Source organism: Caballeronia sp. SL1002 (assembly GCF_057814995.1).
The window spans coordinates 806,481-829,009 of sequence record NZ_JBYMUW010000005.1; the positions used below are offsets into that span (position 1 = coordinate 806,481).

The window sequence follows — 22,529 nt, forward strand, 5'->3', positions numbered from 1 at the left end:
CTCCTGAATTTTCATGCGTTGGCGACGCGCGCGGTCGGGCTCTTGCCGAGCTTCATCCATGCGCCATAAACGATGGATGCGAGCGCCAGCCCGACAAACCACGCATAAGTGTAGAGCGTGTTGAAGAAAGCCGGAACGTTCGGAAACGACGCGGGAAACGCGACGTGCAGAAAGCCCGGCAAGTTCGGCAGGACGCCCGCGAGCAACGCGACGACGGCGGCGATATTCCAGCCGCCCGTGTAGCTGTATTCGCCGTGTTCGTCGAAGAGTTCGCGCGCGTCGAGCCGCGTGCCGCGAATGAAAAAATAGTCCACCATCAGAATGCCCGCGACCGGACCGAGCAACGCCGAATAGCCGACGAGCCACGTGAAAATGTAGCCCTGCGTGGTCGCCAGAATCTTCCACGGCATCATCACGATGGCGATGGTCGCGGTAATCATGCCGCCCGCGCGATACGAAATGCCCTTCGGCCAGAGGCTCGAAAAATCGTAGGCCGGACCGACGAGATTCGCCGCGAGATTGCAGCACATCGTATCGAGCGTGAGGATGATGAGCGCCACGCCCACGCCGATTCCCGTCATGCGGCTCGTGAGGTCGATCGGGTCCCAGATCGCCTTGCCGTAGATCACGACGGTCGCCGACGTGACCACCACCGAGATCACCGAGAGCAGCGCCATCGGCACCGGCAGGCCGACGGACTGGCCGATCACCTGATCGCGCTGCGAGCGGGCGAAGCGCGTAAAGTCCGGAATATTGAGCGCAAGCGTCGCCCAGAAACCGACCATCGCAGTCAGCCCCGGCCAGAATGTGACCCAGAACAAGCCCTCTTTCTTGCCGCCCGCGACGAACTGCGACGGCGCCGACAGCATCGAGCCGATGCCGCCCGCCTTCGACGTCGCCCACCACACGAGCGCGACGCACATCACCACTTTGATCGGTGCGGACCAGCTTTCAAGCCAGCGGATCGAGTCGGTGCCATGCACGATGAAGTAGATCTGCAGCGCCCAGAACACGAGGAAACACGCGAGCTGGCCGATTGAAATATCGATGAACGGCAACGCCGCGCCGTGCAGCGCGTTACCGGTGAGGATATTCAGGAGCGTGTAGATCGCGCTGCCGCCGAGCCAGGTCTGGATGCCGTACCAGCCGCACGCCACCACCGCGCGCAGCAACGCGGGCAATTTCGCGCCCTGCGTGCCGAACGACGATCGCACGAGCACCGCATACGGAATGCCGTGTTTCGCGCCCGCATGACCGATCAGCAGCATCGGCACAAGGACGATCAGGTTGCCGATGAGCACGGTCGCCACCGCCTGCCACGGCGACATGCCCTCTTCGGTCAAGCCTGCCGCGAGCATGTAAGACGCTATGTTCATCACCATGCCGACCCACAGCGCGGCGAAGTGATACCACTTCCAGGTGCGTTGCGCGGGGCCGGTCGGTGCGAGGTCGTCGTTGTAGAGGCTGCTGCTCGCCACGCCGGCCGCGAACTGCGGATCGACGGAATGCGGGGTCTGCTTCATCGGGGCTCTCCAGTCTTGTCGGTTATTTTCTAGCTCGCTTTATAACGATTCATGCAGCTTTGGCCGGTTGTTCCGCGTCCTCGCGGCCCGGGTTGTTCGGATGCGTGGTCCAGTTCGCGTATTCGCCGGCATCGACGCGTTCCATCGTGATGCACTGCTCGACCGGACACACATGCATGCACAGATTGCAGCCGACGCACTCCGAATCCACCACGTCGAAATGGCGCACGCCGTCCTTCTCGCGCGTGATCGCCTGATGCGAGGTGTCCTCGCACGCGATGTGACACAGGCCGCATTTGATGCACTTGTCCTGGTCGATACGTGCCTTGATGTCGTACTTGAGGTTCAGGTATTTCCAGTCGGTGACGTTCGGCACGGCACGTCCGCGAATGTCGTCGAGCGTGGCGTAGCCTTTTTCATCCATCCAGTTCGACAGGCCGTCGGCCAGATCCGACACGATGCGAAAACCATAGTGCATCGCCGCCGTACACACCTGCACGCTGCCCGCGCCGAGCACGATGAATTCGGCCGCATCGCGCCACGACGAAATGCCGCCGATGCCCGAGATCGGCAAGCCCGGCGTCTCCGTATCGCGGGCGATTTCCGCGACCATGTTCAGCGCGATCGGCTTGACGGCCGGCCCGCAATAACCGCCGTGCGTGCCTTTGCCATCCACGATCGGCAGCGGCGCCATTTCGTCCAGATCGACGGCCACGATCGAGTTGATCGTGTTGATGAGCGATACGCCGTCCGCGCCGCCCTGATAGGCCGCGCGCGATCCGAGCCGGATGTCGCTGATATTCGGCGTGAGCTTCACGAGGCACGGCAATTTCGTGCCTTCCTTGACCCAGCGCGTGACCATCTCGATGTACTCGGGCACCTGACCGACTGCCGCGCCCATGCCGCGTTCGCTCATGCCGTGCGGACAGCCGAAATTCAGTTCGACGGCATCCGCGCCGGTGTCCTCCACCAGCGGCAAAATCCATTTCCAGTCACGCTCGTTGCACGGCACCATCAACGAGACGATCATCGCGCGATCCGGCCAGTCGCGCTTCACCTGCGCGATTTCCTTCAGGTTCACATCGAGCGGACGGTCCGTGATGAGTTCGATGTTGTTGAGGCCCGCCATGCGCTGGCCGTTCCATTGCACCGCGCCGTATCGCGAACTCACGTTCACGACATGCGGATCGAGACCGAGCGTTTTCCACACCACGCCGCCCCAGCCCGCTTCGAACGCGCGATTCACGTTGTAGGCTTTGTCGGTCGGCGGCGCGGAGGCGAGCCAAAAAGGGTTCGGCGAAGTGATGCCTGCAATCGTGCAGCGAAGATCGGCCATATCGGCTCCGTAATTGTGGTGTCTATTGGCTCGGGTTCAGGCGGCCTTGATCGCCGCGAGCGCGAACGATGCATCGATCGACGCCGCCGCGAGCTTGCCGTCCTGCACGGCCTGCACGGTCAGGTCGAGGCCTTCGTGCGTGGCGCAATCGCCGCCCGCCCAGACGTCCGCGAGGGTCGTGCGGCGATCCGCGTCGGTCACGATGCGACCTGCTTCCAGCGTGAGCACGTCGTGCTCCAGACCGACCGGCACGAGCGTCTGGCCGATTGCCTTCAACACCATGTCCGCATCGACCACGAAGCGCGATTCGCCTTCGCCCGACGTGCTGCCGAACTCGACGCCGGTCACGTGCCCGTCCACGCCGATCATCCTGAGCGGCGTGGCCTGCGTGATGAGCGCCACACCGCTGGTCTGCGCGAATTCTCGTTCGGCCCAGGTCGCGCTCATGTGTTCGATGCCGCGCCGGTAGACCATCGTCACCATCGACGCCCCGAGCTTGCGGCTCTGCACCGCTGCATCGACGGCCGTATTGCCGCCGCCGATCACCACCACGCGGCGCCCGACCGGCACGCTCGCGAGCGGATCGGCCTGACGCACTTGCTCGATGAAATCCACCGCGTTCATCACGCCTTCCAGCGCTTCGCCTTCGAGCGCGAGTTCGCGCACGCCGCCAAGACCGATCGCGAGAAACACGGCGTCGTATTGTTTGCGCAACTCGGCGAGCGCGATATCGCGACCGAGCATCACGCCACTTTTCAACTCGATCCCGCCCGTCGAATACAGCCATTCCACTTCGCGTTGCGCGTAGTCGTCCACGGTCTTGTAGGCCGCGATCCCGTACTCGTTCAGACCACCCGGCTTCGCACGCGCATCGAAGATCGTTGCGCGATGGCCGGCGAGCGCCAGGCGATGCGCGCACGCAAGACCCGCCGGTCCCGCGCCGACGATCGCGACGTGGCGGCCGGTATCGGCGGCGCGTTTGAACAGATGCTCGCCGCGCGCCATCGCCCAGTCGGTCGCGTGGCGTTGCAGCGCGCCGATGGCGACGGCCTTGTCGCCGTCGTGATTGCGCACGCACGCGCCTTCGCAAAGAATCTCCGTCGGACACACGCGGGCGCACATGCCGCCGAGCGGATTCGCCGAGAGAATATCGACCGCCGCGCCCTTCAGATTGCCGTTGCCGATCTTGCGGATAAAACCCGGAATGTCGATTTGCGTCGGACACGCCTGAATGCAGGGCGCGTCGTAGCAATAGTGACAGCGGCTCGATGCCGCCGCCGCCGCGGTCGCGTCGAGCAGCGGCGCGACATCGGAGAACTGACACGCGAGTTGTTCGCTTGAGAGACGATGCGACGCGACATCGCCGGTTTGCTTGATCGTCATGCGCGGTCCTTTTGTTTTGTGGGGACGAGCGATACCCGCCGGCTTCGCGCGCGCGAAGCCGGTACGGTGTTGCTTCAAACGGATTTCAGCGGCTGCGGATGCGTTTTATGAAACCGGCTCCAACGCGCGTTCAAGCATCGCGTGAAGCAGGACATTGCCGCCCGCCTCGATCCATTCCTGCGATGCATCCTCGATTTCGTTGTGGCTGATGCCGTCCACGCACGGCACGAACACCATCGATGTCGGCGCGACTTGCGAGAGATAGCACGCGTCGTGTCCCGCGCCCGACACCATGTCGCGATGCGAATAACCGAAGCGTTCCGCCGCCGCGCGCACCGACTTCACGCAGGCTGCGTCGAAGGCGATGGGGGCATAGTAGAAGATCTGTTCGAGCGCGGTTTCGAGGCCGATACCGCCCGCAATCTTCGCGACGCCCTCACGCAATTCGGCGTCCATCTGCGCGAGCACGGCGTCGTCGGGATGACGGAAATCGACCGTGAAAAAGACGCGTCCGGGAATCACGTTGCGCGAGTTCGGATACACCTGCATCATGCCGACCGTCGCGCAGGCGAGCGGCGCATGAGCGAGGCCGATGCGGTTCACCAGATCGACCACGCGCGACGCACCGAGCAAAGCGTCCTTGCGGCGCGGCATCGGCGTCGGACCCGCGTGCGCTTCCTGTCCGGTCAGCGTGATTTCGTACCAGCGCTGACCTTGCGCGTCCGTCACGACGCCGATGGTCTTGTTCTCGGCTTCGAGAATCGGCCCTTGTTCGATATGCAGTTCGAACGCGGCATGCAGCGGACGTCCACCGCACGGCACGTCGCCCGCGTAGCCGATCCGCTCAAGCTCGCTACCGATCGTCTTGCCGTCCACGTCCTTGCGCGACAGCCCGTAGTCGAGTGTGAAGACGCCCGCGAAGACGCCCGAGGCGACCATCGCGGGCGCGAAGCGCGAGCCTTCCTCGTTGGTCCAGATCACGAGTTCGATCGGATGCTCGGTCTCGATGCCGTGATCGTTCAGCGAACGAATCACTTCCAGCCCGCCGAGCACGCCGTAGATGCCGTCGAAGCGGCCGCCGGTCGGCTGTGAATCCGCGTGCGAACCGGTCACGACCGGCAGCGCGTCGAGATTGCGTCCGGCGCGGCGCATGAACACGTTGCCCATTTGATCGACGCTGATCGTGCAGCCCGCCTCTTTTGCCCAACTCACGATGAGGTCGCGGCCTTCCTTGTCTAGATCGGTCAGCGCGAGACGGCAGACGCCGCCCTTCGGCGTCGCGCCGATTTTCGCCATCGTCATCAGGCTGTCCCACAGACGCTTGCCGTCGATCCGGATCGACGTATTGAGATTGGCGCCTGACACTGCATCCGTTACCGCGTTCATTCGACTCGCTCCTTTCAACTGAAATTGCGCTTCTGACTGACGTGAAACTGGTGCATCGGCGACGGGTTTTGGGGCGAACCCGCACGCGTGAGGTGCATGTCTTTTATTTTGTGCGACGATGCCTGAGAGGCGGTTTCGTCTGGCGCCCAATCCTGTCCGGTTGGACAGGTTGTAGCCGATTAAACCCTGCAAATCAACGTCTTTCGTGCACGCTCATGTAGAGCGAGAAGCGTGCCATTGCAACGCGGCACGACGCGCTCATGCACGCGCGCGCCGCACGCTTCACGCGGTGTGAGGGACGCCGGATATGGCTAGAATGAAGCGCGACGCGGCACATGAGCCGCGGAGGCAAATGATGAGAGATGAAGAAAGCGCGGCAGAAGCCACACCCGAGGTAGTGGAAAACGATAGCCAAGCCGAAGCGGTGGCGACGCCTTTGCGGCGGCGCAAGGCGCACATCCGCGAGACGAACGAGACGCATCTTTTGGCTTGCGCGGAGGCCGTTTTCGCCGAGCGCGGATTCGACGGCGCGAGCACCGCGATGATCGCCGAGCGCGCGGGTTTGCCGAAAGCCAACTTGCATTACTACTTTCCGACGAAGCTCGCGCTGTATCGGCGCGTGCTCGAAGATCTGTTCGAGGACTGGCATCGCGCCGCCGACACGTTCGAATGCAGCGACGATCCGGTCGAGGCGATCGGCGGCTATGTGCGCGCGAAAATGGCGTTGTCGCGGCGGCGGCCGCTCGGGTCGAAAGTGTGGGCGAGCGAGATCATTCACGGCGCGGAACACATGCAGGAAATTCTGCGCACGCGCGTCAAGCCGTGGCTCGATACGCGGGTGACGGTGATCGAAAGCTGGATCGCGCGCGGGCTGCTAGCGCCCGTCGATCCGCAGACGCTGCTCTTTCTGATCTGGGCCACGACGCAGCATTACGCCGACTTCGACGCGCAGATCGTCGCGCTCAAAGGCAAGCGCGCGTTCTCGCAGAAGTCCTTCGATACCGCGACCGACGAAGTGGTGCGACTGGTCATTCGCGCGTGCGGCGCGGTGTCGCCCGGATCGAATGCGTAGATCGCGCGGCACGAAAAAAAATCGCCGGGCGCTTGCGCGCTTCGGCGATTTTTTCATGGCGAGACCGGTGAGGTCTCGCGAACAGCTATTCGTCTTAGTGACCGAAGTAGACTGAATCGACAGGCGACGTCGGGACGATCCCAGCGCGAGCACCCGCTTGCGAGTGGCTGGCGGTCGGTGCGCCATAACCCGTTGCGTCACCGTTTTGAGCGTGCACGCGGGCTTCGGCGGCCTGCACGTCTTGCGGGTAGTACACCTCGCTCGAACCCGGGTTGTAGCCGGCCTTTTCGAGTTGGACCAGTTCGGCGCGAACTTGCGCGCGGGTCACGGGTGCGTTGCTTTGAGCAAAAGCGAAAGCCGGAGCAGCAAGGGCGGCGGCGATAACAACGGCGGGAACGAAAGACTTGATCATGATGAACCTCCAGTATTTGTTTTCAGATGCGAAGCAAATTCGAAAGTGTTTTAAGCAGGTTCTGAATTCGTTTCGATTGAAAACAAGTTTAGGCGGCCATTCACTAAGGAGAAACCCTTAATTACGCGAAACATTCTTGCAATATCGACAAGAATAGACTTCGGAATTTAAGGTGGGGTTAAGGTTGGTTTATGCTCGGTCGTTTTTGCGCTTTGCGTCGCGTTGGTCAGGCGCTCAGCCGGGTCAAACGTACTGCTGCCGACCATTCGTTCGTTTCTATGTGTTTGCCTGGAAGTTGGCATCCGCGCTTTTATAGATGGTCATAGCGCACGCGCTTTATCTCGCTCACAACAAGAATCCCGATGCGCCTCGCCCGCGATCAAGCCGCCTCGACGTGCGCGAGCGCGACCGCGACCAGTCGTTCCAGCAGCGGCTGCACTTGCGCGGCGCGGGCGTCATCGTAGGCGAACGGCATCGATTCCTGCATATAGGTGATCTGCGTCAGTTCGAGTTGCAGCGCGTGGATGCCGGTGGCGGGCTGGCCGTATCGGCGGGTGATGTAGCCGCCTTTGAAACGTCCGTTCGCGGTGGCCGTGTAGCGCCCGTCTTCGCTCACGATGTCGGCCAGCGCCTCGGCGAGTCCCGGCGCGGCGCTCGCGCCGTCCGCCGTGCCGAAGTTGAAATCGGGCAGACGGCCATCGAAAAAGCGCGGCACCACCGAGCGAATCGAGTGGGCTTCCCATAGCAAGACGCGCCCGTGCTGAGCACGCAATGCGTCGAGTTCGTGCGCCAGCGCGTCGTGATACGGCTGCCAGTAGGTCACGCGGCGCGCGTCGATTTCCTCGCGATCCGGCGCGCGGCCCGTTTGGTACAACGGCTCTTTCTCGAACGTATCGACCGGACACAGGCCCGTCGTATCGCGGCCCGGATACAGGTTTGCGTCGTCGGGCGGACGGTTCAGATCGATCACGTAGCGCGCGTTCGACGGCATCAGCAGCGTCGCGCCCTGCGCCTTCGCGAACGCATACAGCCGGTCCAGATGCCAGTCGCAATCCTCGACACGCGCGGCCACCGGCGTCATCGCGGCGGCGATCGACGCGGGAATTTGCGTGCCCACATGCGGGATGGAAATGAGTAGCGGCGCGGTGCCCCGTTCCAGCGTGAAAATCGGCGTCTCGGTCATGGCTGCCTTATTCTGCGTTTCGGTTTAAGCGGGGCGCGCCCGCCGCTATCGGACAAGCCCGTCGAGCGCGCGGCGATAAGCCGCGAAGGCTTCGTCCTGCAGCGCGTGGCGGCGCGCATCGATTACTTTACGCCCGCCCACGTAGACATCGCGGATCGGGCTCTCGCCATGCTCGCAAAAAACGACCCCGGACAGCCACGTTTCGCTAATCAGCCCCGCGATGCTCGGGTGATCGGCGTCGAGCACGAGCCAGTCCGCGCGGCATCCGGGCGCAAGCGCGCCGAGCGCGCGGCCGCTTGCACACGTGCCGCCGTCGAGCGCGGCATCGAAGAGACGATCCGCCGGACGGCTTTGCGCCGCGCTCGCCAGCACGTTGCGCTCGCGCCGCGCGAGACGCTGGCCGTATTCGAGCAGCCGGAGTTCCGAGCGCCAGTCCACGCCGATATGACTGTCCGAGCCCACGCCGATGCGGCCGCCTGCGTCCAGATACGCCCGCGCGGGGAAAATGCCGTCGCCGAGATTCGCCTCGGTCGTGAGGCACAGTCCCGCGACCGCGCCGCTTGCCGCGAGGCGCGCGCATTCGGTTTCATCGATATGTGTCGCGTGCACGAGGCACCAGCGCGGGTTCACGTCGAAGCGATCCAGCAGCCATTCGACGGGCCGCTGTCCGAGCGCGTTCAGGCACGCGTCCACTTCCGCGGTCTGCTCGGCGATATGAATGTGGATGGGCGCGGCATCGAAACGTTTGTCGAGTCCGTTCAGTAACGTTCCGAGCGACGATTCGGACACTGCCCGCAGCGAGTGCGGCGCGACGCCGTAGCGAAGCATGCCAGTTTCGGGATGCGCGTCGCTCAAAGTGTCGAGCATCGTCAGCAGCGTGTCGGGCGAATGCAGGAAGCGGCGCTGGTCATCGCGCGGCGCGCTCTCGTTCAGGCCGCTGTACTGGTAAAGCACAGGCAGCATCGTCATGCCGATACCGGCTTCGTGCGCCGCGTTCACCACGCGCCCGGCAAGCTCCGACGAATCCGCATACGGTTCGCCGCCAACCTGGTGATGCACGTAGTGAAACTCGCACACCGACGTATAGCCCGCCTTCAGCATCTCGATGTAAAGCCATCGTGCGATGGCGCCGAGCGAGTCGGGATCGAGCCGTTCGGCGAAGCGGTACATCAGATCGCGCCAGCTCCAGAAGGTATCAGTCGAATTCGCGCGATATTCGGCGAGACCGGCCATTGCGCGCTGGAACGCGTGCGAGTGCAGATTCGGCATGCCCGCGATCACCGGTCCCGCCGCGCGCGCCACGTCCTCGCGTGCGACGCTTCCCGGCGTGACCGCGACGAGCGCGCCGTCGTCGTTCCATTCGAGGAGCACGTCGCGATGCCATCCATCGCGAAGACGTGCGTGATCGCAAAAAAGCGCATGGTTCATCGCGGTGAATCCTCGTGACGGGTCGATTTGAGTCCGATATGGAGCCACTGCGCATCGTGACATGTGACGCGGCATGAGGCGCCGCCATTGATCCGCAATGTATCGCCATGTTCCAGCGTATACATCGCATCGCCGCATAAAACGTCGATCCGTCCGTGTACGCAGTAAAGCAGCGTCACTGTGTCTTCGACTGCGAAAGCCACCGCCTCGCGATGCGCACTTACCTGAGCGCTAACCAGTCCGCGACGCACCATGACGTTGAAATCGCGCGTCGGCTCGTTCGTGAGCGTCGCGTCGATGTGGGTTTCGCCCGCGAACGAAAGCATGTCGAGCGGTTTATCGAAAACGTGCTGCGTGCCGCCGCTTTCGCGCAGTGTCATGCCCGCGCCCGACAGCAGCACGAGCACGCGGTCCACGCCGTCGAAGCGGGAAAACGGACCCGCGTGCGCGATATCCGCGATACTCACGCGCCAGTCGAAGTGCCCAAGCGTCGCGCCCGCCGGCTCCGCCGCGATCTCACGCGTCACGCCGCCGCCGTTTTTCCAGCGCGCCGGCACGAGCGTCGCGCCAAGAATAATGCTTGTTTCAGGCACGATTATCGATAAACCGAAGGATTAGAAATGACCGGTGAACTGATAGCGGTCGCCCGGATGCCACAGTTGCGCGACCGATGCCACGGCATCCCGCGACCACGTACGCCGATGCAGCAGCAGACACGGTTCATGCGCGCTCATCGTCAGCGCGGCGCGCGTTTCATCGCCCGGAAGCGCGGCCTCGATACGGTATTCGACGCGCTGCAACGGCGCGGCCACCATCAGATACTGGTTCGGCGTGATGCGCGTGAAGTCCTGCCGTCCGTATTCGGGCGCGAGCGCCGGATTCACGTGACGTTCTTCCAGTTGCACCGGCGCGTCGTTTTCAAAGTGCAATACGCGCGAATGAAACACCAGACTGCCGGGCGATAACTGCATTTGCGCCGCGAGCGCATCGTCGGCGATAACTGCGCCAAGCGTCAGCACGTCCGCGCGATACGCGTGCCCGCGCGCGATGATTTCATCGGAGATACTGCGGATCGCGACTAGCGTGGACGCATATTTCGGTTTCGCCACGAACGTACCCGCGCCCTGCACGCGCGTCAGAATCTGCTCGGCCGTCAGTTCGCGCACCGCGCGGTTCACGGTCATGCGCGCGACCTTGAACTCGCGCGCGAGTTCGTTTTCGGAAGGCACCTGATCGCCCTCGCGCCACTCGCCCACGTGAATGCGCGTCAGGATGTAATCCTTGATCTCCTGATAGGCCGGCGTACTCATTCGGCTTGTTCCGACGCGAACGAAAACGGGCTGTGCTTCGCAATCTCGCCACCTTCGACCAGCCGCGCCATCGCCGCGATATCCGGCGCGAAATAGTGATCGAGATCGTAATGCGCGACGTCGGCGCGGATGGTCTGCATCACTTCGGCGAGGCGCGGACTGGTGCGATGCGGCGCACGCAAATCGACGCCCTGCGCCGCCGCCAGCAATTCGATCGCCAGAATGTTCGCCGTGTTGCTCGCGATATCGCCGAGCTTGCGCGCCGCGAACGTCGCCATCGAAACGTGATCTTCCTGATTGGCCGAGGTCGGCAGCGAATCGACCGAGGCCGGATGCGCGAGCGTCTTGTTCTCCGACGCGAGCGCCGCCGCCGTGACGTGCGCGATCATGAAGCCCGAATTCACGCCACCGTCGCGCACGAGAAACGGCGGCAAGCCGGACAGCGTCGCGTCGATCAACAGCGCGATCCGGCGCTCGGCCAGCGCGCCGATTTCGGCGGCGGCGAGCGCGAGATTATCGGCGGCGAAGGCGACCGGCTCCGCGTGAAAATTGCCGCCCGAGAGCACTTCGCCGGTATCCGGAAAGATCAGCGGATTATCGGACACCGCGTTCGCCTCGATCAACAGAACGTCGCCGGCGTGGCGCATCTGGTCGAGGCACGCGCCCATCACTTGCGGCTGGCAACGCAGGCTGTACGGGTCCTGCACCTTGTCGCAATTCTGATGCGACAGGTTGATGCCCGAGCCTTCCAGCAGCGTCCGGTAAGCGGCGGCTGCATCGATTTGTCCGCGATGCCCGCGCAGCGCGTGAATGCGCGCGTCGAACGGCACGACCGAGCCTTCGGCGGCATCGACGGAAAGCGATCCCGCGACCAGCCCGGTGCGGAACAGATCTTCGATCGCGAACATGTTGTAGAGCGCGAGCGCCGTCGACGCCTGCGTGCCATTCAGGAGCGCCAGCCCTTCCTTCGCCTGCAACGTGAGCGGCTGCAAGCCGGCCACGCGCAGACCGTCGAGCGCGCTCGCTCGTTCGCCGCGAATCGTGACCTCGCCGATACCGAGCAGCACAGTGGACATGTGCGCGAGCGGCGCGAGATCGCCCGAAGCGCCAACCGACCCTTTGACCGGAATGATCGGCAGGACGTCGGCGTTAAACAGCGTGATGAGCGCATCGATTACTTCACGGCGAATGCCGGAATGGCCGCGTCCGAGGCTCGACAGCTTGAGCGCGATCAGAAGTCGCACGACCGGCCGCGACATCGGCTCGCCGACGCCGACCGCGTGCGACAAGACCAGATTGCGTTGCAGGAGTTCGAGTTGATCGGCGGGGATGTGCGTGCTCGCGAGCCGCCCGAAGCCGGTATTGATACCGTAGGCCGGCTCGCCCTTCGCGGCGATATCGGCGACTGCTTGCGCGCTGGCGTCGATGGCGGCGAAACTTGCCGGATCGAGTTCCAGTGCGTCGGATGCGCGCGCGATGCGGCGCAGTTGGGGCATCGTCAGATGGCCGGGCGTGAGTTTAATCATGGCTTGATCCTGTCTATACAAGTTAGGGGCAAGTCTAAACGGACACGGACGCGGCGACAAGTGGGACATGTATGGCCAAGGCCGGACTGTTCGCACGGGGTGTACACCGATTGATTACCCCGCGCTTTCTGGGGCCTTGCTTTCTTGTAGGTCTATTAGCACGTCGCGTTGCGCGGCAGCAGTCACTTTCTTTGGCTAGCTGCAAAGAAAGTAACCAAAGAAAGCACGGGATTCGGCGCCGTGGGGCGGCTTGGGATGGGTTACACCGTCTGATGTTCGGGCGCTTCTTATGAACTTGCTTTCATGTAGGTTTATTAGCACGCCGCTATGCGCGGCGGCAGTTACTTTCTTTGGCTAGCGCAAAGAAAGTAACCAAAGAAAGCAGCACGGCTGTTTGGCGCCGTGGGGCGGCTTGAGGGTGGTGTACACCGTCTGATTTTGGTCCGCTTTCTGTGAACTTGCTTTCATGTAGGTTTATTAGCACGCCGCTATGCGCGGCAGCAGTCACTTTCTTTGCTACTGCAAAGAAAGTAACCAAAGAAAGCAGCACGGCTGTTTGGCGCCGTGGGGCGGCTTGAGGGTGGTGTACACCGTCTGATTTTGGTCCGCTTTCTGTGAACTTGCTTTCATGTAGGTTTATTAGCACGCCGCTATGCGCGGCAGCAGTCACTTTCTTTGCTGCTGCAAAGAAAGTAACCAAAGAAAGCACGGGATTCGGCGCCGTGGGGCGGCTTGGGATGGGTTACACCGTCTGATGTTCGGGCGCTTCTTATGAACTTGCTTTCATGTAGGTTTATTAGCACGCCGCTGTGCGCGGCGGCAGTCACTTTCTTTGCTGCTGCAAAGAAAGTAACCAAAGAAAGCAGCTTATCCGTCTAAGTGTCCACCACGAACCGCAACCGGGAGTGGTGCGCAAGCTGATTCGGCCATCGCACCACACAACAGAGTGGAGCCGCTCATCCACCCCGACAGGCACAAGTGCCTGCCGGTAAGGCATAACCGAGAATCCAAGTCTAAGGCCAAATCTAAGGTCAATCGAAGGCCGCAGCTCAACCCGCCGTTTTTCTGAATATGCCCATCGTCCGAGCACAGCGAGGATGGAATTGGCAGGCGCTGTGCCAATACCTTGAACTGCGAGTTGACCGAATCAGCCTGCGCGCCTATCCGCGCAGTTATTCGTGGTGGACGCTTAGGCGGATAAGCTGCTTTCTTTGGTTACTTTCTTTGCAGCAGCAAAGAAAGTGACTGCTGCCGCGCATAGCGGCGTGCTAATAAACCTACACGAAAGCGAGTTCCATAGAAGCGCCCGAACATCAGACGGTGTAACCCACCCTGGAGCCGCCCTACGGCGCCGAATCCCGTGCTGCTTTCTTTGGTTACTTTCTTTGCAGCTAGCCAAAGAAAGTGACTGCTGCCGCGCATAGCGGCGTGCTAATAAACCTACACGAAAGCGAGTTCACAGGAAGCACACGCGGACCAAAAAGCAAACGGCGCGAGCAGAAACCCAAACCCGTCGCAAGCCAGCCCAGCGTACCCGGGAATCTACCAATCCAATCCACCTTTCCACGCACGAAAGTTGTCTAGACAGGATAAATCCTGCCGCCGACACTGCTACCCGGAAATCAAGACCAGCGCAGATACGCCGTGTACGTTCACCGGAACACAGCCACGGTAGCAATCCCAAGCAGCGTCATCGCAACCGACGCCCCGACGTGGATCGCAATCTCGCCCACCGCCCAGCCAAGTCGGCCTTGCTGCAAATGCATGACGACTTCGGCGGAGAAGGTGGAAAAAGTAGAAAGGCCGCCCATCATCCCCGTGATGACGAACAGCCGCCATTCGAGCGCGACGCCCGGCATCCGCGCGAACCACGCGATCGCCACGCCAATCACGTAACCAGCGATCACATTCGCGGCAAACGTGCCGAGCGGCAAATTCGGAAAGAGCGCGTTCAGCCGCAGGCCGAGCACCCAGCGAAGCAGCGAACCGAGCGCGCCGCCCAGACCGACGGCGAGAATCGACAGATACATGGAAAAGTGACGTTGAGTTGTAAGCGCGCGGCGCCTGCCGCGAGGCCAGCGTGAATGATAGAGCAAGCGCGTTGATGCACAATACCGACCGCGCCATCCCTTTCTCATCCGCACGCCCGCATGAATTTCGACACCCTCTCCGACGAGTTGCAACAGCTCCTTCCCACGCATCCCTGGGCCCAGTTCGGCCTGGGCCTCGTGGCGCTCGCCCTCATTGCGCTGTTCGCGCAGTGGGTGGTCGCGCGGATCATGCTGTACTTCGCGCATCGCCTGCTCGTGCTCTCCGGCCACAAGACCTGGGACGAATCGCTCGCGCGGCGGCGCGCCTATCATCGGCTCTGGTACGCGGTGCCGTTCGCAACCGTGGCGCTCGGCATCGGCGAGGTGCCGTATGTCGGACCCGCGGCGACGGTAATCGAGCGGCTCGCGCACGCGGGCGCGTGGATCTGCGTGTTCCTGGCGGCGGGCAGCGCGCTGTCGGCATGGCAGGACGTGTACGCCGCGAGCAAGCAGGCGCAGACGCGCTCCATCAAGGGATATATCCAGATCGGCAAGCTCGCGCTCGCGCTGATCTGCAGCGTGCTCGTGCTGTCGATCGTGATCGACCGGTCGCCGCTCTGGATGCTCTCAGGCTTGGGCGCGCTCTCCGCCGTCGTGCTGCTCGTGTTCAAGGACACACTGCTCTCGCTCGTCGCGAGCACGCAGTTGACGTCGAACGACATGCTGCGGATCGGCGACTGGATCGAGATGCCGCAGTCGAACGCCGACGGCTTCGTGAAAGACATCGCGCTGCATACGGTGAAGGTGCAGAACTGGGACAACACAGTCACCACCGTGCCGACCTACAAGCTCTTTTCGGAGAGTTATCGCAATTACCGGCACATGTTCGAATCGGGCGGGCGGCGCATCAAGCGCACGCTCAGGATCGACGCGACGTGCGTGCGTTTTCTCACCGACGAGGAAACCGCGCGCCTGCTGCGCTTTCGCGTCCTGCACGATTATCTGCAGGAGAAGCAGACTGAAGTCGAGCAGGCGAACCGCAATCTCGGCGAACTCGCGAGCGAACCGGCCAACCGGCGGCGGCTGACCAACATCGGCACGTTCCGCGCCTACGGGCTGGCGTATCTGCAACGGCATCCGGAAATCCGCCAGGACATGTCGATGATGGTGCGCATGATGGAGCCGGAATCGCAGGGCATTCCGGTCGAGGTGTACTGCTTCACGGCAACCACGGCCTGGGCGCAGTACGAGCGCATTCAGGGCGACGTCTTCGACCACCTTCTGTCGATCCTGCCAGAGATGGGACTGCGGCTTTACCAGTCGCCGTCGGGCGCGGACATGACCGGACTGTCCGGCCGGTTGCGCGGCGAAATGCCGGTGCTATGAGCGCCGGGGCGGCAAAAATTCGGCAAGAGAACTAGGCAACAATCCGCGATTTTTGTGTATTCACGCGAGCCTTCTGGATCCTTACGATGTGAACCATGCCGGCAACCCGTCGCCGCTTCGCGAAAGCGCAGCGACGCACGCCGCCACGTCCAAACGTCAGCCAAGGAACTTCCGTGCTCGATCGCGTCCATGCAATGCGTGTTTTCAGTCGTGTCGTCGATACGAACAGCTTCACGCGCGCCGCCGAATCGCTCGGTTTGCCGCGTGCCAGTGTGTCCACCACCGTTCAGCAACTCGAAGCGCTCGTCGGCGTGCAATTGCTGGCGCGTACCACGCGCCGGCTCAACCTGACCGCCGAAGGCGCGGCGTATTACGAACGTTGCGCGCAGATTCTCGCCGATATCGAGGAACTCGAAACCGGCTTTCATTCCAGCGAGGACCGGCTGCGCGGACGCCTGCGCGTCGAGATGCCGGACACCGTCGCGACCGCGATCGTGCTGCCCGCGCTGCCGGATTTTCACGCGCGCTTCCCGCATATCGATCTCTCGATCGGCATCGGCAACCGCGCGGTCGATCTGGTCGGCGAAGGGGTCGATTGCAGCGTGCAACTCGGCGAACTGCCCGATTCGGGATTGATCGCGCGGCGGCTCGGCGCGTTCGAGCACGTGACGTGCGCGAGCCCGGCGTATCTGGAACAACGCGGCACGCCGCGCGTGCTCGCCGATCTCGCCGATCACGTCGCGGTGAACTGCGTCTGCGGCCGCACCGGCCGGCCGGTCGATTTCGACTTTGAAGTGGACGGTGAAAAAGTCGCGGTGAAAATGCCGGGCTTCGTGCAAGTGAGCGACGAACACGCGTATCTCGCGTGCGGCCTCGAAGGACTCGGCCTGATCCAGCCGCCGAGAATCGCCGCACTCCCGTATCTCCGATCCGGCCAGTTGCGCGAAGTGCTGCCCGAATGGAAGTCGATGCCGATGAACGTATCGGTCGCATTCCTGAAAAGCCGTCAGGGCGCGCCGCGCGTGAACGTGTTCGTGTCGTGGCTCGCGGAATTGTTCGAGCGCTCGCAGGAAATGGACGACGCGATGACGCGCATCTTCCGCACCGCCGGACGGCGTCCCCGGCCGGTCGCCGCCAAGCGCGATGACGAGGTAGAAGAAGTCGACTGAACGGCGCGCTGCTTTTTCGAGAGTGGAACGAGTCGAATCCGCCGCGCGCTGGCTGGGCCGGGCGAACTCGCCCGCATCGGGCGCGGAAATGATAAGAAATATCCTAACGGCAGACGCATTCCGCAATCCGCGTTCCACCTGTGCGATCATGGCGCACACGCGTTGTCCACACCTTGTCGACACGCTGGCTTTCGCACTCTTCTAAGACTCTGGCCCACGGCCAAATCCTCGAAGCCGTCGCTCAACTTCCGGCAATCCAGCCCGCGAATTCCGCGGCTGATCTCAGGAAATTTCTTGAAAAATATCGGCTTCGCGCTCGTCGTAGCGTTGCTGCGCGGTTTCGCGCTTCTTCCCTACGGCGTCGTTGCGCGCTTCGGCAGTTTCCTTGGCGGCGCGCTTTATGCACTGCCAAGCAGACGCAAGCGCATCGTGCTCGTCAACCTGCGGCTCTGCTTTCCGGACCGCACTGAGGACGAGTACGCGCAACTTGGCCGCGCGCATTTCCGCCATGTTGTGCGCAGTTACGTGGAACGCGGCGTTCAATGGTTCGGTTCGGCTCGCGCGATCGAAAATCTCGTGGAACTGGAAAGCCATATCGACCTCGACGATAAGGACATGCCCGCCACCATCTTCATGGGCTTTCACTTCGTCGCGATCGAAATGGGCTGCATGCTGTACTCGATCAAACTCCCGATCACCTCGCTCTACACGCCGATGTCCGACGCCCGCCTCTGCAATCTTGCGCGCGAGCAGCGCGGCCGCTTCGGCGCGGACATGGTGAAACGCGGCGACAGCGCGCGCAAGGTGCTCACGCTATTACGCCACGGCAAGTCGGTCATGCTCGCAGCCGATATGGATCACGGTATCGAAAACTCGGTATTCGTGCCGTTCTTCGGCGTGCCGGCTTGCACGCTGACGTCCGTCTCGCGGCTCGCGCGGCTCGGACGCGCGCGCGTTGTGCCGTTCGTCACCGAAGTGCTGCCGGATTATCGCGGCTACAAAATGACTATTTTCGAGCCGCTCGCCGATTTCCCCTCCGACGACGATGCCATCGACGCGCGCCGCATGAACGCGTTCCTCGAAACGCAAGTGCTGCGTTTCCCGGACCAGTATTACTGGGTTCATCGGCGTTTCAAGCATCGGCCCGAAGGTTTGGCGCCGGTGTATTGAAGCGTCGGAATTCGCACCGAGCGGTCTAGCGCGGCTTCTGAAAATCGTTATCGACCCACGCCTCGGCGCTTGTTTTCGTCAGCTTGAACGCCGGCGACACACGGACCTGCGCCAACTGCGCGCCGAACGGGTCGAACGCCTTGAGATCGGCATACGGGTCGTCTTCGTCGGGGACGATATCCAGCGTCACGGTGATGTCTTCCCCGCGCGCGCTCACCGTCACGTTCTTATGCAGCATTGCGTGACGCTGCTGTTCATGGCGGCGCAGCACCTCCGACGCCGTTTTCACGAGCGTCCGGAACGCGTTTCCATCCAGCGGCTTCGGGTTCCGCTTATCGCGGCCCATTGTCCACGGACCCACCAGCGAAGGTTCCACTTCGCCTTCCTTGACCATTTCGACCGCCCAGCCGTCGTCGTCCTCGTTCTTGATGACGCGCGCGGTCCAGCCGTCGTCGCGCCACAAGCGGTCTTCGTGAATCACGTTGTCGAGGGTATCGGCGGGGGGATCGAGATTGGAATCGGAATCGGTCATATTGGTCTGGATTTACGGCAGGTTTGAGGCAGAAGGACGCGGCGCGGAGACACTTGCGTTCCTGGATGCGTGATTTTACCTTGCGCGCTCCGCCGCCGCGCGCGCAACGCCGCGCATTGGCCGATCGGATAAGTCGGCACCAGCGATCAGACAGGCAAGCAACGAGCAAACAACAGGCACGCAGCGTGCTTGTCGGCACATACCCATTTCGTGCCGGCGTGCTACTTTGCACGAGTTCGGGAGATGCCCGGACGCGGCCACACACCGCTACACACCTATAGGAGCATCCGCATGTTCTCTTTCATCGGGACTTTGATAGTCGGGCTGGTCGTCGGCCTGATCGCGCGCGCGGTCAAGCCGGGCAACGACAGCATGGGCTGGATCATGACCATCGTGCTGGGCATTGCCGGCTCGCTGATCGCGGGCTATCTGGGCCGCGCGCTCGGCTGGTATCAGCCGGGGCAACCGGCGGGCTGGATTGCATCGGTGGTCGGCGCGATCATCCTGCTGGTGTTGTGGGGCCTCGTGACGCGCCGCCGCGCCTGAATCTTCGGCACGCCGGCCGCACAAGCGGAGCCGTAACAAGCGGAGCCGCAACAAGCGGAGCCGCAACAAGCGGAGCCGCAACAAGCGGAGCCGCAACAAGCAAAAAGCCACGCATCGCGTGGCTTTTTTTCATGCGGCGCGCCGCGCGCTCAAGCTCAGAGCGCGATGTCCTCGCCCGCCCGCACGACGCGCTTGTCCAGTTCGCCGCCCAGCCAGTACGCCAGTTCCGCCGGACGCCCGATCCGCCACGCGACGAAATCGGCCGCTTTTCCGGCTTCGAGCGAGCCGTGTGTCTCTTTGAGACCCAACGCCTTTGCGGCGTTCAGCGTCACGCCCGCGAGCGCCTCCTCGGGCGTCAGCCGAAACAGGGTGCAGCCCATGTTGAGCATCAGCCGCAACGACAACGCCGGCGACGTGCCCGGATTCAAATCACTCGCGAGCGCGATCGGGACGCCGCGCGAGCGCAACGCATCGACGGGCGGCGGTTGAGTTTCGCGCAGCATGTAAAACGCGCCCGGCAACAACACCGCCACCGTGCCCGCTCGAGCCATTTCGTCGGCGTCGTGCTCGGTCATGTATTCGAGATGATCCGCCGACAACGCGTTAAAGCGCGCCGCGAGGCTCGCCCCGCCCTGCGCCGACAACTGCTCAGCGTGCAGTTTCACCGGAATCCCGAGCGTGCGCGCCGTCTCGAAGACGCGGCCGACCTGCGCGGGCGTGAACGCCAGATGTTCGCAAAACGCGTCCACAGCATCGACGAGTCCTTCCGCCGCGAGCACCGGCAGCATCGTGTCGCAGACATACGCGATGTAATCGTCCGCGCGGCCCGCGAATTCGGGCGGCAACGCGTGCGCGGCGAGGCATGTCGCGCGCACGGTAACCGGCAATTCGCGCGCGAGCCGCCGCGCGACGTTCAGCATTTTCCGCTCGCCCGCGAGGTCCAGACCGTAGCCGGATTTCACCTCGATCGTCGTCACGCCGTCGCGCAACGACCCGAGCGCACGGACCTTCGCGCTCTCGAAAAGCGCGTCCTCGGTGGCTTCGCGCGTCGCCCGGACCGTGCTCGCGATGCCGCCGCCCTGCCGCGCGATATCCGCGTAACTCGCGCCTTCGAGCCGCGCCTCGAACTCGCCGCTGCGGTCGCCGCCGAAGACCAGATGCGTATGACAGTCGATCAATCCCGGCGTCACCCACGCGCCGTCGAGATCGACTGTTTCGACCGTTTCGTCATGCTGAAGGCGCGGCAACGCGGCACGCGGGCCGATCCACTCGATCCGTCCGCCATCGGTCAGGATCGCCGCGTCTTCGATGATGGAATAGCGGCCGCCGCGCATCGTCGCCGCGTGACAGCCTTGCCAAAGCCGTCTCATGCGCGCGGTCCCGTACCGGCGATCATCGGCAGATCCAGGCCGTTTTCGCGCGCGCAGTCGATCGCGATGTCGTAGCCCGCGTCCGCGTGACGCATCACGCCGGTCGCCGGGTCGTTGTGCAGCACGCGGGCGATGCGCGCCGCCGCTTCGTCCGTGCCGTCGCACACGATCACGACGCCCGCGTGCTGCGAAAAGCCCATGCCGACGCCGCCGCCGTGGTGGATCGAGACCCACGTCGCGCCGCTCGCCGTGTTGAGCAGCGCGTTGAGCAGCGGCCAGTCGGAGACGGCATCCGAGCCGTCGCGCATCGACTCGGTTTCGCGGTTCGGACTCGCGACCGAGCCGGAATCGAGGTGATCGCGTCCGATCACGACCGGCGCCGACAACTCGCCGCGCCGGACCATTTCGTTGAACGCGAGGCCGAGCTTCGCGCGCTGCCCGAGGCCGACCCAGCAAATGCGCGCGGGCAATCCCTGAAAACTGATGCGTTCGCGCGCCATGTCGAGCCAGTGATGCAGATGCGCGTCGTCGGGAATCAGTTCCTTGACCTTCGCGTCGGTGCGGTAGATGTCTTCCGGGTCGCCCGAGAGCGCCGCCCAGCGGAACGGGCCGACGCCGCGGCAAAACAGCGGGCGAATGTACGCGGGCACGAAGCCGGGGAAATCGAATGCGTTTTCGACGCCTTCATCGAGCGCCATCTGGCGAATATTGTTGCCGTAGTCGAAGGTCGGCACGCCCTGTTGCTGGAACGCGAGCATCGCGCGAACGTGCGCGGCCATCGACTGCCTGGCCGCCTTGACCGTGCCCGCCGCGTCGGTTTGCGCGCGGTCGCGGTACTGCGCCCAGGTCCAGCCTTGCGGCAGATAACCGTTCAGCGGATCGTGCGCGCTGGTCTGGTCGGTGACCATGTCCGGACGCACGCCACGGCGCACGAGTTCGGGCAGGATATCGGCGGCGTTGCCACACAGCGCCACCGAAATCGCGCGCTTTTCAGCCGTGTGGCGGGCGATGCGGGCGAGCGCGTCGTCCAGATCGGCCGCCTGTTCGTCCACGTAGCGCGTCTTGAGACGAAAGTCGATACGGCTCTGCTGGCATTCGATATTCAGCGAACAAGCGCCCGCGAGCGTCGCGGCGAGCGGCTGCGCGCCGCCCATGCCGCCGAGCCCCGCCGTCAGCACCCAGCGGCCGGCGAGATCGCCGCCGTAATGCTGCCGTCCCGCTTCGACAAACGTCTCGTAGGTGCCCTGCACGATCCCCTGACTGCCGATATAGATCCAGCTTCCCGCCGTCATCTGGCCGTACATCGCGAGGCCGCGCGCGTCCAGTTCGTTGAAATGCGCCCAGTCGGCCCAATGCGGCACGAGATTCGAATTGGCAATCAGCACGCGCGGCGCGTTCTCATGCGTGCGAAACACGCCGACCGGCTTGCCGGACTGGATCAGCAGCGTTTCGTCGGAAGCGAGCCGCTTGAGCGTCTCGACGATCTTGTCGTAGCACGCCCAATCCCGCGCCGCGCGCCCGATGCCGCCGTAGACCACCAGTTCCTTCGGATTCTCGGCGACGTCGGGATCGAGATTGTTCATCAGCATGCGCAGCGGCGCTTCCGTCTGCCAGCTTCGGGCGTTGAGCGTCGTGCCACGCGGCGCGCGAATTTCGATGTCGCGAAAACGGGGGGATTGGTCCACGGAAGACTCCTTGCGCGTGATGGGTCGATAGGCGCAATGGTCTTGTATATACAACTTGCGTTGTATTAGGGAATTCCCGGTG

General features: G+C 63.2%; 20 protein-coding genes. 5 read left to right on the plus strand and 15 right to left on the minus strand.

Going from position 1 to position 22,529, the window contains the following annotated elements; translation table 11 throughout:
• Nucleotides 1-11 precede the first annotated feature (11 nt).
• From AC3D25_RS27975 to AC3D25_RS27990, 4 genes are all read right to left on the minus strand, one after another.
• Nucleotides 12-1,523, minus strand: a complete 1,512-nt coding sequence (locus tag AC3D25_RS27975; RefSeq protein WP_488891731.1) for an NCS1 family nucleobase:cation symporter-1 — start codon at nt 1,521-1,523, stop codon at nt 12-14.
• A 49-nt stretch (nt 1,524-1,572) separates the two neighbouring features.
• The gene (gene preA / locus AC3D25_RS27980) at nt 1,573-2,859 is read right to left on the minus strand and encodes an NAD-dependent dihydropyrimidine dehydrogenase subunit PreA (RefSeq protein WP_488891732.1); all 1,287 of its coding nucleotides are present in this window, start codon (nt 2,857-2,859) and stop codon (nt 1,573-1,575) included.
• A gap of 36 nt (nt 2,860-2,895) precedes the next feature.
• A complete protein-coding gene (locus tag AC3D25_RS27985; protein WP_488891733.1) occupies nt 2,896-4,242 on the minus strand; it encodes an NAD(P)-dependent oxidoreductase in 1,347 nt (448 codons plus the stop codon).
• 105 nt (nt 4,243-4,347) lie between these two features.
• Nucleotides 4,348-5,628, minus strand: coding sequence for a Zn-dependent hydrolase (locus tag AC3D25_RS27990; protein WP_488891734.1), 1,281 nt, complete (start codon nt 5,626-5,628; stop codon nt 4,348-4,350).
• Nucleotides 5,629-5,944: 316 nt separating this feature from the next.
• Here AC3D25_RS27990 and AC3D25_RS27995 point away from each other — a divergent pair, with 316 nt between their 5' ends.
• Complete coding sequence (locus AC3D25_RS27995; RefSeq protein WP_488892173.1) at nt 5,945-6,700, plus strand: TetR/AcrR family transcriptional regulator; 756 nt, start codon at nt 5,945-5,947, stop codon at nt 6,698-6,700.
• Between the two features lie 94 nt (nt 6,701-6,794).
• On the opposite strand, the gene AC3D25_RS28000 is transcribed toward AC3D25_RS27995, so the two are convergent.
• The 8 genes from AC3D25_RS28000 to crcB all read right to left on the minus strand — a co-directional run bounded on the left by AC3D25_RS28000 (nt 6,795) and on the right by crcB (nt 14,589).
• On the minus strand, nt 6,795-7,109 hold the full coding sequence (locus tag AC3D25_RS28000; protein ID WP_488892174.1) for a DUF4148 domain-containing protein: 315 nt from the start codon (nt 7,107-7,109) through the stop codon (nt 6,795-6,797).
• A 382-nt stretch (nt 7,110-7,491) separates the two neighbouring features.
• Complete coding sequence (gene hutG / locus AC3D25_RS28005; protein ID WP_488891735.1) at nt 7,492-8,295, minus strand: N-formylglutamate deformylase; 804 nt, start codon at nt 8,293-8,295, stop codon at nt 7,492-7,494.
• A 45-nt stretch (nt 8,296-8,340) separates the two neighbouring features.
• The gene (locus AC3D25_RS28010; protein ID WP_488891736.1) at nt 8,341-9,723 is read right to left on the minus strand and encodes a formimidoylglutamate deiminase; all 1,383 of its coding nucleotides are present in this window, start codon (nt 9,721-9,723) and stop codon (nt 8,341-8,343) included.
• Nucleotides 9,720-10,316 carry a HutD/Ves family protein gene (locus tag AC3D25_RS28015; protein WP_488891737.1) on the minus strand — a complete coding sequence of 199 codons (597 nt, stop codon included), beginning with the start codon at nt 10,314-10,316 and terminating at the stop codon, nt 9,720-9,722. The genes AC3D25_RS28010 and AC3D25_RS28015 overlap by 4 nt, the downstream gene beginning before the upstream one ends.
• 21 nt (nt 10,317-10,337) lie before the next feature.
• Nucleotides 10,338-11,033 carry a histidine utilization transcriptional repressor HutC gene (hutC, locus tag AC3D25_RS28020; protein ID WP_488891738.1) on the minus strand — a complete coding sequence of 232 codons (696 nt, stop codon included), beginning with the start codon at nt 11,031-11,033 and terminating at the stop codon, nt 10,338-10,340.
• Entirely contained in the window at nt 11,030-12,559 is a 1,530-nt protein-coding gene (gene hutH / locus AC3D25_RS28025; protein WP_488891739.1) for a histidine ammonia-lyase, read from the minus strand. Before hutH ends, hutC begins: the two co-directional genes overlap by 4 nt.
• Nucleotides 12,560-12,884: 325 nt before the next feature.
• Entirely contained in the window at nt 12,885-13,268 is a 384-nt protein-coding gene (locus AC3D25_RS28030; RefSeq protein ID WP_488891740.1) for a hypothetical protein, read from the minus strand.
• Between the two features lie 943 nt (nt 13,269-14,211).
• Nucleotides 14,212-14,589: a fluoride efflux transporter CrcB gene (crcB, locus tag AC3D25_RS28035; protein WP_488891741.1), complete on the minus strand. Its 378-nt coding sequence runs from the start codon at nt 14,587-14,589 to the stop codon at nt 14,212-14,214.
• A 120-nt stretch (nt 14,590-14,709) separates the two neighbouring features.
• Here crcB and AC3D25_RS28040 point away from each other — a divergent pair, with 120 nt between their 5' ends.
• The 3 genes from AC3D25_RS28040 (at nt 14,710) to AC3D25_RS28050 (ending at nt 18,314) form a co-directional block, all read left to right on the plus strand.
• On the plus strand, nt 14,710-15,975 hold the full coding sequence (locus tag AC3D25_RS28040) for a mechanosensitive ion channel family protein (protein WP_488891742.1): 1,266 nt from the start codon (nt 14,710-14,712) through the stop codon (nt 15,973-15,975).
• Between the two features lie 173 nt (nt 15,976-16,148).
• Nucleotides 16,149-17,144, plus strand: a complete 996-nt coding sequence (locus AC3D25_RS28045) for a LysR family transcriptional regulator (protein ID WP_488891743.1) — start codon at nt 16,149-16,151, stop codon at nt 17,142-17,144.
• A gap of 294 nt (nt 17,145-17,438) precedes the next feature.
• Nucleotides 17,439-18,314 (plus strand): lipid A biosynthesis lauroyl acyltransferase, encoded by an 876-nt coding sequence (locus AC3D25_RS28050; RefSeq protein WP_488891744.1) that lies wholly within the window; start codon nt 17,439-17,441, stop codon nt 18,312-18,314.
• A 25-nt stretch (nt 18,315-18,339) separates the two neighbouring features.
• On the opposite strand, the gene AC3D25_RS28055 is transcribed toward AC3D25_RS28050, so the two are convergent.
• On the minus strand, nt 18,340-18,846 hold the full coding sequence (locus AC3D25_RS28055; protein WP_488891745.1) for a hypothetical protein: 507 nt from the start codon (nt 18,844-18,846) through the stop codon (nt 18,340-18,342).
• Between the two features lie 291 nt (nt 18,847-19,137).
• On the opposite strand from AC3D25_RS28055, the gene AC3D25_RS28060 reads away from it, so the two are divergent.
• On the plus strand, nt 19,138-19,392 hold the full coding sequence (locus tag AC3D25_RS28060) for a GlsB/YeaQ/YmgE family stress response membrane protein (protein WP_488891746.1): 255 nt from the start codon (nt 19,138-19,140) through the stop codon (nt 19,390-19,392).
• 155 nt (nt 19,393-19,547) lie between these two features.
• Here the strand turns inward: AC3D25_RS28060 and hutI are convergent, their stop codons facing one another.
• The gene (gene hutI / locus AC3D25_RS28065; protein WP_488891747.1) at nt 19,548-20,762 is read right to left on the minus strand and encodes an imidazolonepropionase; all 1,215 of its coding nucleotides are present in this window, start codon (nt 20,760-20,762) and stop codon (nt 19,548-19,550) included.
• Nucleotides 20,759-22,447 carry a urocanate hydratase gene (gene hutU / locus AC3D25_RS28070; protein ID WP_488891748.1) on the minus strand — a complete coding sequence of 563 codons (1,689 nt, stop codon included), beginning with the start codon at nt 22,445-22,447 and terminating at the stop codon, nt 20,759-20,761. The genes hutI and hutU overlap by 4 nt, the downstream gene beginning before the upstream one ends.
• Nucleotides 22,448-22,529 lie beyond the last annotated feature (82 nt).

Bases quoted from the DNA above. Each gene is read 5' to 3' on its own strand.
- AC3D25_RS27990 (WP_488891734.1), bottom strand. From the start codon at position 5,628: ATGAACGCGGTAACGGATGCAGTGTCAGGCGCCAATCTCAATACGTCG.
- AC3D25_RS28040 (WP_488891742.1), top strand. From the start codon at position 14,710: ATGAATTTCGACACCCTCTCCGACGAGTTGCAACAGCTCCTTCCCACG.
- preA (WP_488891732.1), bottom strand. From the start codon at position 2,859: ATGGCCGATCTTCGCTGCACGATTGCAGGCATCACTTCGCCGAACCCT.
- hutG (WP_488891735.1), bottom strand. From the start codon at position 8,295: ATGACCGAGACGCCGATTTTCACGCTGGAACGGGGCACCGCGCCGCTA.
- hutI (WP_488891747.1), bottom strand. From the start codon at position 20,762: ATGAGACGGCTTTGGCAAGGCTGTCACGCGGCGACGATGCGCGGCGGC.
- AC3D25_RS28055 (WP_488891745.1), bottom strand. From the start codon at position 18,846: ATGACCGATTCCGATTCCAATCTCGATCCCCCCGCCGATACCCTCGAC.
- AC3D25_RS28010 (WP_488891736.1), bottom strand. From the start codon at position 9,723: ATGAACCATGCGCTTTTTTGCGATCACGCACGTCTTCGCGATGGATGG.
- AC3D25_RS27985 (WP_488891733.1), bottom strand. From the start codon at position 4,242: ATGACGATCAAGCAAACCGGCGATGTCGCGTCGCATCGTCTCTCAAGC.
- AC3D25_RS27995 (WP_488892173.1), top strand. From the start codon at position 5,945: ATGAAGCGCGACGCGGCACATGAGCCGCGGAGGCAAATGATGAGAGAT.
- AC3D25_RS27975 (WP_488891731.1), bottom strand. From the start codon at position 1,523: ATGAAGCAGACCCCGCATTCCGTCGATCCGCAGTTCGCGGCCGGCGTG.
- AC3D25_RS28060 (WP_488891746.1), top strand. From the start codon at position 19,138: ATGTTCTCTTTCATCGGGACTTTGATAGTCGGGCTGGTCGTCGGCCTG.
- hutH (WP_488891739.1), bottom strand. From the start codon at position 12,559: ATGATTAAACTCACGCCCGGCCATCTGACGATGCCCCAACTGCGCCGC.
- crcB (WP_488891741.1), bottom strand. From the start codon at position 14,589: ATGTATCTGTCGATTCTCGCCGTCGGTCTGGGCGGCGCGCTCGGTTCG.
- hutC (WP_488891738.1), bottom strand. From the start codon at position 11,033: ATGAGTACGCCGGCCTATCAGGAGATCAAGGATTACATCCTGACGCGC.